The sequence below is a fragment of the Lentzea sp. NPDC006480 genome, from assembly GCF_040611995.1.
Classification (GTDB): Bacteria; Actinomycetota; Actinomycetes; order Mycobacteriales; family Pseudonocardiaceae; genus Lentzea.
Genome location: NZ_JBEXPJ010000254.1, coordinates 1 through 9,515, shown reverse-complemented (window position 1 = coordinate 9,515; position 9,515 = coordinate 1). Strand labels below are relative to the sequence as shown.

Sequence of the window (9,515 nt, the reverse complement as noted above, 5' to 3'; positions counted from 1 at the left end):
GTTCGCGGGCGGGGAGGAGTGGGTGGATGGCGGTGTTGTTCTCCCTGCCGGTCCGACAGCCTCAGACGGTGCTGGTGGTAGACGATCACCCGGTGGTCCGGTTCGGGCTGGCGGCTTGCTGTCGCGGTTGTTCGAGGTGATCGAGGCGGCGACGGGCGAGGGAGTCGGTGCGGCTTGCATCCACTGTGGACGTCGTGCTGATGGATCTCCAGCCGGGCAAGGGAATCGACGGCGTCGTTGTGGATGGGAAGTTGAAGGCTGTTCCCGGTAGGGAGTGCGGGATAGGGAGATTCGGTAGGCGCATGAGGATCTGAGGTCGCAGAGGACCGCAGGAAGGCTGGTGCTGGACCCAGTCGCCGAGCTGGCATACACCCCGCTTGGGTCCATCCTTCGAGCGGGCGCACGCGGCTGACCGGGAAGCTGGGTCGAACGGGCAGAAGGAACTAGCCCGCTGTCTCTTATCGCAGTGGATCATGAGCTCGATATGGAATCATTCACGTAACGCGAGGAAAATGACCTAAAGGGAAAGAGAATGATATTGAAGAGGCTGATGAGGGCTGCTGTGGCAAGCACGTTGGCTATCGCCGGGCTGAGTCTTGTCGTACAGCCCGCCCAAGCGTCTACTTCCGTCGCCTATGCCATCTACCAGGCGCAAGCCGACAACCATCCAGGGAATGGCAAAAAGGGGTGGATCTGGGTTTACACCAGTCGCCCCGGGAACATCAACTACGCGGGTCACGTCGACTACTATCTCGAAGGCGACAACCAAATGCACGATATGCAAACGGGTTACAGAACTGGCACGAACAGCGCATCGTTTGACCATGCTGTTCGCGCCTTCCGAGTCTGTGGGCCGGTCCCCCGCAATCCCGCTCATGACGGATGCTCCAACGGGGGCGCATTCACCTGGCTTTAGCCGGCCGAGGCAATCGTAGTTGGCTGTGAGGTGATCTCACCAACGGTGATTCCAGCGCCGAGGGTCTGCTGACGCCCAGGGAACGCTCGCGCAGGCACCTCGACGTGCTGCGGGCCTGGCGAGCAGAAGGACGGGGAGCTCCTGATAGGACTGGATTTGCGAAGATCGAATCCCGGTCAGAAAGCTCCCCGTGATCACCTATCGTGCCACACTCGATGTACCCCGCGAACTGGCCCAGTACCTGGGCCGACTGCTCTACGTCGAACGCCGTGACCGCGGCATCAGAACGGGAACCAGGGCGCTGACCTGCTACGGACAAGCCGTCATGGGTCTGCGATGGTTCCGGCAGAGGGCGACGTTACCGCACTCGCATGTGATCACGGCGTTTCCCGCGCCACCGGCTACCGCTATATCGACGAGGTCATCACCGTGCTCGCCGAGCGTGCACCGGACCTGCGCGAAGCGCTGGACCGAGTCAAGCAGGACGGTCTGCCCACGTCATTCTCGACGGCAAGATCTTCTCCTCTGACCGGCCCGCCGAGAAGGCCATCAGCGTCACAGACGAGCAGATCGACCTGTGGTACTCCGGTAAAGCACACGAGCACGGCGGCAACATCCAAGCGCTGCTGGCACCGGACGGTTTCCCGTTGTGGGTCAGCGATGTCGAGCCCGGCACGATGCATGATCTGACTGGCCCCCGCCTGGTTGATGGCCTGGCACACATGGCGTTGAGACTGCTGACGAAGGCCAACTCCTCGACATCTATGTCGTCAGCGGGCTCGAGCATCAGGTCACGGACCGTATAGTGGATCAGCAGCGCCCAGATCTCCTGCCGCACGAGCTCCGGTGTTTTCGACCGCAGCAGCCGGTGGTGCGGCATCGGGTGGGTCTCGACCCCGTCCAGCGTGAGCTCGAACTTCCACGCTCCCGATACAACGCCGCCAGCTCCGCCGCCGGGCGAGTTCATGATCCATGATCGAGGTGATCAGCTGGATCGTCTCGTGGCAGCAACCGCGAGCGCTTCTCCCGGCGCACTGTCTCGACCAGCACATCGTCACCAGGTCACGATCGAACAGCGAGTCAGCACACCGATGCTGATTCCATCGTGAACGAGCGATGCGACGGCACCGAATCACAGTAGAGCCAACAACTTTGGCCCTACGCAGCCACGCCAAAGATCCCTAACTGAGCGGCATTGGCGACCAGGCACCCGTCCACACACTTGTTCGGGCGCCTAGGGATCCTTGCGCCGGGCGATGACGAATGTGGTCACGCCGATGCCGAGCAGGACGAGGCGCCAGCAGCGCCCACAGTGGAGATACGCTGGCCAGGGACTGCGGTATCTCCAAGCCGACCAGCACGGAGCTCACCTCGGTCGAGCTCGGGACAGCGGAGGAGGGCGTGGTGGTGACCGGGGTAACCGTGGCGGTGGGCGGAACAGTTGTGGTCCGCCGTGCGACGGGATTGGCGAGAGTTGGACGTGCCACGGTCCCGCAGGCGGCCGCGTACACGTTCCTGACGAACGACCAGCCATGTGCGCCGGACGGGTCGTCCGGCGCCTTCACCGTGATGGTGAACATGTGGTCGGCTGCACCGTCCACCTCGCGCCGTAGCCGGAACTCGTTGCCGAAGGCGCTCCTGGCAACCGTGGCGCCATCGGTGGTGACGAGGACCGAGTTCTCGCCCGTGTAGTACGTGAGCTGGATGGAAAGCGTTGTCCGACCCGCGGCGCATGAAGCGGTGATGCTCGAGGTGTGAGCGGAGGCGGTGCCAGAAGCACCGAGGACGCTCAGCACCACCAGTCCGACCCCGCCTGCCCACTGGGTCTTCATGACAGCGAACCTATCTGCCACTGGCCGTGAGCGGTCCGCGTAGGAGCGGACCTGTTCGTAAGTGCACAACCTGGTGCCCTTGCGTTCCGCGGTTCGCCCGGACTGCGGGCTGCGGACTGCGCCGCGTTCGCCCCCGAAGTCTCGTCCGCGACCACGCGAGGCCAGCTCGGCCTCTCTCCCCCTAGGTCGAGGTCCGGCTCAGCGCGTTATCTCACCGGTGCGCACTAAGCCCAGCCGACGAGCCACCACGACCTCGTGATCACAGAACCGCTCGTAGAACCGGGCCAGCAGCGCGACCTCGACCGCAGCGGCGACCCCGTGCGGTCACTCGAATCGGCCGATCCGCGCCACCAGCAAGATCGACGACCTGCCATCTCACTGAGCCTGCGCGACTTGATGGCATTTGAGATGATCGACCTGATTAGCCTGCAGCTGGGCGCTGGTGAGCACACGCGGGCCGAGGAGACGCAACGCGATGTGCTGCAACAACTTCGGCAGCACCTGGCCGATCTGGACGCGCTGACCGGTACCGACAGGTTTGACCGAGGGTGATGCACGGTCTGCGGGGACCGTTTCCACCACCCCCGGAAGCTGGAGAACGAGGTGGGGCACATCGCGGCGGATTGCGCACATGACGCCGAAGGACGTCATCGCGGCGAAGTCGGACGAGGCCTGATCAGCCTTCCGCCTCAATGATTTTGGGGTGCTCCAGCCGGCGTGAATGCAGCAGGTCGGCGAAGCTCGTGTATTCGTCGGGATAGCCGCCCTCCCCTGGCGCGAGATGGAATCCCGCCCACTCCCCGTCCTCACCGGTTCTGCCCGGGTCGAGCAGCCAGATGTCCTCTCCGTCAGCGATCAGCAGAGCACGCCGGAACATCTCAAGCAGCTCGCGGAGTTCATCATCGCCCTCCCCCTCCTCGCCATAGATCTCGATCAGCTCCGCGCCCCATCCGGAGTCACGCAGCCAGCCGATTCCCGCACACGGCAGGATCTCATCAACGAAGAACGCCACCATCCCGGACCAGCCGTCGCTAACCGCCAGGAAAGACCGCAAGGTGGGCGGCAACCGCGTGCCCAACCGCTGTTCAGTGGCGGCGATCGTCCTCTCGTCGGCAGGCCCGGGGCCGAACCAGCAGGTCGACGTGTGCTCGGGCTTCATGAACTCTCGCTGGCAGACGTTCGCAGTGCGCACGTATTCCCGGCCGTACTCCACCAAGTACTCACGCCAGTCGTCCGGCGTCCTCGGCACGTCCCCCACCGATGCATCCGTCACAACGGCCAGGGAACAACAAAACAGTTCACATTGGTTGACGCAGGTACGAAGGTGCCCCTCGAAACCACAATTACTGCACATTCGGGCAGCTGCGATCATCCGTGAATCAGAATGGGTCGCATACCCCAACCTGCATCACTACACCTTGACACCAACCTTGCAAATTAACGATCAGGTGTGTTGGACGAGCAGCTCTGTAAGTGATTTTGTGATCAATTAGCTGTGCTGCGGATCCGGTACGCGGCGACGGTTTGTGATCATGTCCTCTGTGTGATCGTCAGTTGTTGGACGTGTTCCTGCCGCACCTGGCTGGCGTGGTGGTCGAGCGGATCAAGCAGACGACGTCCGGTGTGTTGACGTGGGACGTGGTCAAGGCCGAGGGCGGTGTCTGTTTGTCCTGCGGCAGCCGATCGCGCCAAGTCCACAGCCGCTGTGACCGCAGGCTGGCCGATGTCGCGGTGCCTGACCAGCCGGTGATGGTGGTGCGATTATGGGTGCGCCGGTTCTTCCGTGACGGACACCGTTTGTCCGTCGGGACGTTCGCCAGGCACGTCGGCGACCTGACTGTCAAGCATGCTGGCCGGGTCTCGTTGTGCCGCACGGTGCTGGAGCGCATCGGGCTGGCGCTGGCCGGCCGGGCCGGATCGCGCCTGGCCGCCAAGCTGGGGTATGTGGTGAGCCGGGGAACGCTGCTGGGGCTGGTGCACACGCTGCCCGATCCCGAGGTCGGGACGGTGCTCGGTGTCGATGACTTCGCGATCGCGCGTGGTCGTAGGTACGCGACCGTGCTGATCGACGCGGTCGCCCATCGCTGTGCCGATGTGTTGCCGGACAGCAAGACCGCCACCCTCGCAGCCTGGCTACGGGAACACATCCGGGGGCGCGCAGTTGGTGTGCCGGGACGGCTCGGCCGCCTATGCCGAGGCGATCCGCAGGGCCGCGCCGCAGGCGGTGCAGGCCAGCGACCAGTGGCATCTGCCGCACAACCAGGCCGCTGCGGTGGACAAGACCGTCGCCGCCCACTCGATCTGCTCGAACACCACACCCCGCCCGATGGACTCGGTGCTGGTCGCGCGCACGCGGCAGCGGTTCGCCGCCGTCGACGATCTGCTCGCCGAGGGCACCGGGCTGCTGCAGTACACACGGTGGTTGAACTGGGCGCTGAACACGGTCAAACGCTACGCTCGCCCCGAACATGGGTAAACTGTTGCGCCCGCTGCACTACGGCGCCCACGTGGTCAACGCGCACTGTCACCTGATCCCTCAGCACCAACTTCCTGGTCCGCTGCGCCAACCACGGGCAGGCCGATCCCGAGCGCGTCGCCCGCGCACCACACATGTGGTCTCCCCGCTCCTGAGCCGGCCAACCGAGCTGCCTGACCTCACACGCCACCACCTTGACGACCTGATCGCCACGGATACCGACCGGGACGAGACGCAGGCCGTTGTCGTTCACATCCGCGAGCACCACACAGCTTCTGACCGGTGGTGGGTCGCCGAGCGAGATCTCCCGCTCGCTGCGGATGGACCGCAAGACCGTTCGGCGATTCGCTCGCACCGTGAGCATTGAGGATTTGCTGATCAAACAGCGGGACGGTCGTCCTGGAGCGGTTCAAACCGTACCCGCGTCAGCGATGGAACCACGGGTGCACGACAGCGATGATCCTGCTCGTCGAGATCCGCGAGCAGGGCTACACCGGCAGCTACCAGACATCGACCCGGCATCTCCGTCTCTTTAGGACGGTCGGCGCCGCACCACCAGCGACCCGGCCCCGCCGAATGTCCGCACGTATCCCGGTGGACGCTTCAGCACTCCAACGACCTCGACGACCGTGAACGCAACCGGCTGAACGAGATCCTGCCCGCAGCTCAGCGCTGGAGAAGCTGTCCTTCTACGTCGCCTCGTTCGCGGAGATGATGATCGGCCGACACGGTGAACGTCCGATGGCTGAATTGCCGCAGCGGAAGCGGACAACCTCCCCGAGCTGCACTCGTTCACCGCGAGCTTCAAACGCGACCGCGCGGTCATGGTCAACGGCCTCACGACGGAGCACAACTCCGGGGCTGTCGAAGATGCCATCCCCCGCTTGAAATCGATCAACAGAAGCAGGTACAGACGAGTGAAGTTCGACTTGCTGCGCAAGAAGGTTCTCTGCCGAGTCTGATCGCCTCAGATATCGATGACGCAATCATCATTTCTGGACCTGATCGAGGGATGTCGCGTGCACGCGTGGGTGACGTGTGCACGCGGCACGCGCGACCTGCGGTATCCGGGCGCAACCATCGAGCCATGTCACGTATCGCCTACATCGGTGTCCTCGTCGCGGGTGCAGTGTTGGCAGTCGTCGGACTGTCAGGTGCCGGACCAGAGGCCGCGGCCTCTGGTGACGGCCGCGTGTGCGCCGCCGCTTGGTGTCCGAAGGACCTTCCGGGGTGGCGTTCGCCTGAAGCAAGAGGCGGACCCACCACTACGACGACCCCGACCACGACCACGACCACGACCGACTGCACCACAACCACTACGACGACGACGTCAACGACCACGACCCCGCCCTCGTCCACGACCACCACCACTCCACCGACGTCGACGAGCACCACGACGTCCACGAGCACCACCACAACGCCGCCGGCGACCACTACGACCACTCCGGTGGCGACAAAACCGCCGACGACGACCAAACCGGTCGCGGTGCCCCCGAACGACCAGGGCAACCGCCTGGCCAACACGGGCGCGTCCTCGATCGGCTGGCTGGTGGCACTAGGCGTGCTGCTCGCCGTCGCGGGTGCGCTCATGCTGCTGATCGACCGTGCCCGGCGCGCCCTCCAGCGCTGACCGTCAAAACTGTCGGTGGTGCTCGTAACACTGATGACATACCAATCGAACAACTGCGCGAGCGCAGCGATCTCGGTGTCATCAGTTCCGGCGCCCTGAAGACGCTGGGGGCTTCGAACCCTGGCTGACATGCCCGCCTCGGCGGGCCGTTGCAGCGCACGCACTCGGGTGTCGTGCTGCTGCGCAACGGGCCCGGCCACGCGCGACCAACAACTCACAGCGGCCATGGCTGCGCGCGGGCCTGGGCGCCGTGGTCACCGGCGCCGAGGCGTGCCAGAGGTACGGTCTGCCGACCCCCAGATCCACCCCGCCCCGCTAACCCTCAAAGACGCGAGCGCCACCGCATACCAAACCACCAATGCGACCAGCCCCAAGGCAAGCTCGCCGAAGTCTCGTACTCTCGCGGCAGATCACACAGCTCCGCAGCGGTGACCTGGGCCTGCCAGTTGTCGGTCCGCACACGGAACCGCTGTGCGGGCGCCGTCGACGCCAGCAGCGACGGCACGTCGTCCAGCGACGGCGCGATGACTCCGGCTTGAAGTGGGGCCATGTCGCGGCCCAGGAACCCCGCGAAGCCACCAGCTGCCGCGCCATACGCGAAAGACGTCAGAGTGTCGTCCTAATGCCAGCTTTTGGCGCTCTCGGCCTTCTGCCGGACCTGGGTGAGTCCCGACCTGCTCGGTGATCCATATGGTCTCCGCCAAGCTCGGCACAGTACGACTCCTTGCGCCATGTTCGACAGCCGGACGACGGGCGCGCACCCGTCGACGATCGCAGTGCGGTTCTGGAATCGGTGCACAGGACGCCGCAGGTGACATTCGACACCCGAGGTCCGCGTTGTGCCCGCTGCTGACGGTGACCGTCCTGAAATGATCTCATCAACGAGGACTCCAGCGACCACTACCGAGTCACCTGAAACTCGTTGAGATCACGACAGAACCTCAGCAGCGATCGGTTGCACTGCGTAAACGGATCACTACTTTCCGAACGCACAGTTTCGGTTCCTGCGCGGAACGCTCTCAGCATGATGCCCGGTTCAACGGCCCGAACCGACCGCGCACATCGGGAAGGACTCAATGCCCCTTCGTGCAGCACTATGGTGTCGTAGGTCACGAGACATAGACTCCATATCGTGAGGCAACGAGGGATCGCTCGTCCGGCCAACCCCTCTCGCCTACTAAATCCCTCAACGCCGCCCTCGTAGCGGGATGAAGAAATGGAGATTGCCATGACGGTACAGGTTATCGAACGGATCGAGGAAGTCCTGGACGGTTCGTGGGAGGACAGCGCCCTTATCCCCGAGGGCATCACGGAAACTGTCATTACCAACGAACGCCCTGGCGGCGGAGGACTTCAGTGGTGCTAGTGGTGGCTGACTGCTAGTCGGGTCGGGTTGCCCGAGATGGCTGCATTGCGCAACCCGACCTTCAAGTCCGCTTTGTCAATCGGTTACCTGCCTGACCATGTCACATACGGCAGTTCTGACACCTAGATCGAACACGTCGAATTGATCCAGTTGTTGGCGTCAGAGCGGACAAGTCCCGGACCCTGAGACGACTAGCCCCGCATGAAATCGATAGATATCACCAAATCGTCCGAGCGGCGAGATCCGCTCACTCCAGCCACGGAGTGCGGCATTGATTCGTCCGCATGAAGATGCGTGCGTCAACTCGTCTACACTCGTCTGCGGCCCACTCAGAACAGGCCGTGCGGATCTGAACCTCCGGAAAATCAGGTTGCAACCAGCCGGAATATCACCCGATCCTGCGAGGGCTCACAGTTCCCCGCTACGCGAACGATTCGCACAGCCCACTGGGGACAGGGGGACCCAGAATCGGGATTGCAGAATGTTCGGCTCCGTCCACGATTGCGTGATCAACTATGATGTCCGTGTAGCGACAGGTAAGTTGTTGAGAAGCATTCTCTTGTACTACAGGCTGAAGCTGGCTTGCAATAGACCTGTCGTCTGAGCAGCTCGATCTTTGTGTTCACGCCGTCGCGGTTAGAACACGTCAGCCTGGCGACTCCCTCGTCGCGGTTCTTGTCCAGCCCGTTGAGGTAAGAGTCGGGGCGGGTAGTGTGTCCGCAGGCGTCGTGGCGATCCAGTGGGGACGATTCTTGCGGCAGCGGCCAGTGAGGATGGCGGGAACACGCACCCGTGTGGCAAAGATTGGTCATCTCGCGCAGCCGGCGATCAGGTCATCGAGATGGCACGATCGCGAAGTCGTCGACACCGAGTATCGTAACAATACCCACTTCAGGGCATAAGTACAGATTTGCCCGCATCGGAAAAATCCGATGCGGGCAATCGGCATCCGCTCTCCTGTTCATCTCAAATCAGCATGCGCACGTGAAGCTGTTTGGTGACCATTGAAAGCCTGATAGCCGCCTTAATTACAAAAAGTTGCACACTTCACACCTGAGCAGTAAAGGCAGAGTGGTTGGCAGCCGCAGTCGTGCCGAAGGTGTAGACACTACCGCCCCTACTGGGCCGAAACAGTCCATTCGCAATCCAGACGGTGTTCGACGATGAGTTGTAGACGCCGCGGACCTGGATGCCTTCGACAGGTCATCACCGTGCTCGCCGATCAAGCCCCGGACCTGCACGGAGCATTAGAGCGAGTCCAGCAGGAGGCTCTGGCTCACGTCATTCTCGACGGC

At 63.3% G+C, this 9,515-nt stretch carries 6 protein-coding genes and 1 pseudogene; 4 read left to right on the top strand and 3 right to left on the bottom strand.

Going from position 1 to position 9,515, the window contains the following annotated elements; all coding sequences use genetic code 11:
- Positions 1-1,416 precede the first annotated feature (1,416 nt).
- Together ABZX92_RS43820 and ABZX92_RS43815 are read left to right on the top strand one after the other, a co-directional pair.
- Complete coding sequence (locus ABZX92_RS43820) at positions 1,417-1,722, top strand: transposase family protein (RefSeq protein ID WP_355571774.1); 306 nt, start codon at positions 1,417-1,419, stop codon at positions 1,720-1,722.
- A gap of 598 nt (positions 1,723-2,320) precedes the next feature.
- Positions 2,321-2,608 (top strand): hypothetical protein, encoded by a 288-nt coding sequence (locus ABZX92_RS43815; protein ID WP_355571772.1) that lies wholly within the window; start codon positions 2,321-2,323, stop codon positions 2,606-2,608.
- 338 nt (positions 2,609-2,946) lie between these two features.
- On the opposite strand, the pseudogene ABZX92_RS43810 reads toward ABZX92_RS43815, so the two are convergent.
- Positions 2,947-3,069: pseudogene (locus ABZX92_RS43810) on the bottom strand (phosphate transport system regulatory protein PhoU); the annotation flags it as partial.
- Between the two features lie 355 nt (positions 3,070-3,424).
- Entirely contained in the window at positions 3,425-4,021 is a 597-nt protein-coding gene (locus ABZX92_RS43805) for an SMI1/KNR4 family protein (protein WP_355571770.1), read from the bottom strand.
- Between the two features lie 888 nt (positions 4,022-4,909).
- On the opposite strand from ABZX92_RS43805, the gene ABZX92_RS43800 reads away from it, so the two are divergent.
- A complete protein-coding gene (locus ABZX92_RS43800) occupies positions 4,910-5,224 on the top strand; it encodes a hypothetical protein (protein WP_355571768.1) in 315 nt (104 codons plus the stop codon).
- Between the two features lie 1,101 nt (positions 5,225-6,325).
- Here ABZX92_RS43800 and ABZX92_RS43795 read toward each other — a convergent pair.
- Positions 6,326-6,667 carry a hypothetical protein gene (locus tag ABZX92_RS43795; protein WP_355571766.1) on the bottom strand — a complete coding sequence of 114 codons (342 nt, stop codon included), beginning with the start codon at positions 6,665-6,667 and terminating at the stop codon, positions 6,326-6,328.
- Positions 6,668-6,671: 4 nt separating this feature from the next.
- On the opposite strand from ABZX92_RS43795, the gene ABZX92_RS43790 reads away from it, so the two are divergent.
- Entirely contained in the window at positions 6,672-6,854 is a 183-nt protein-coding gene (locus tag ABZX92_RS43790) for an LPXTG cell wall anchor domain-containing protein (protein WP_355571764.1), read from the top strand.
- Positions 6,855-9,515: the final 2,661 nt, after the last annotated feature.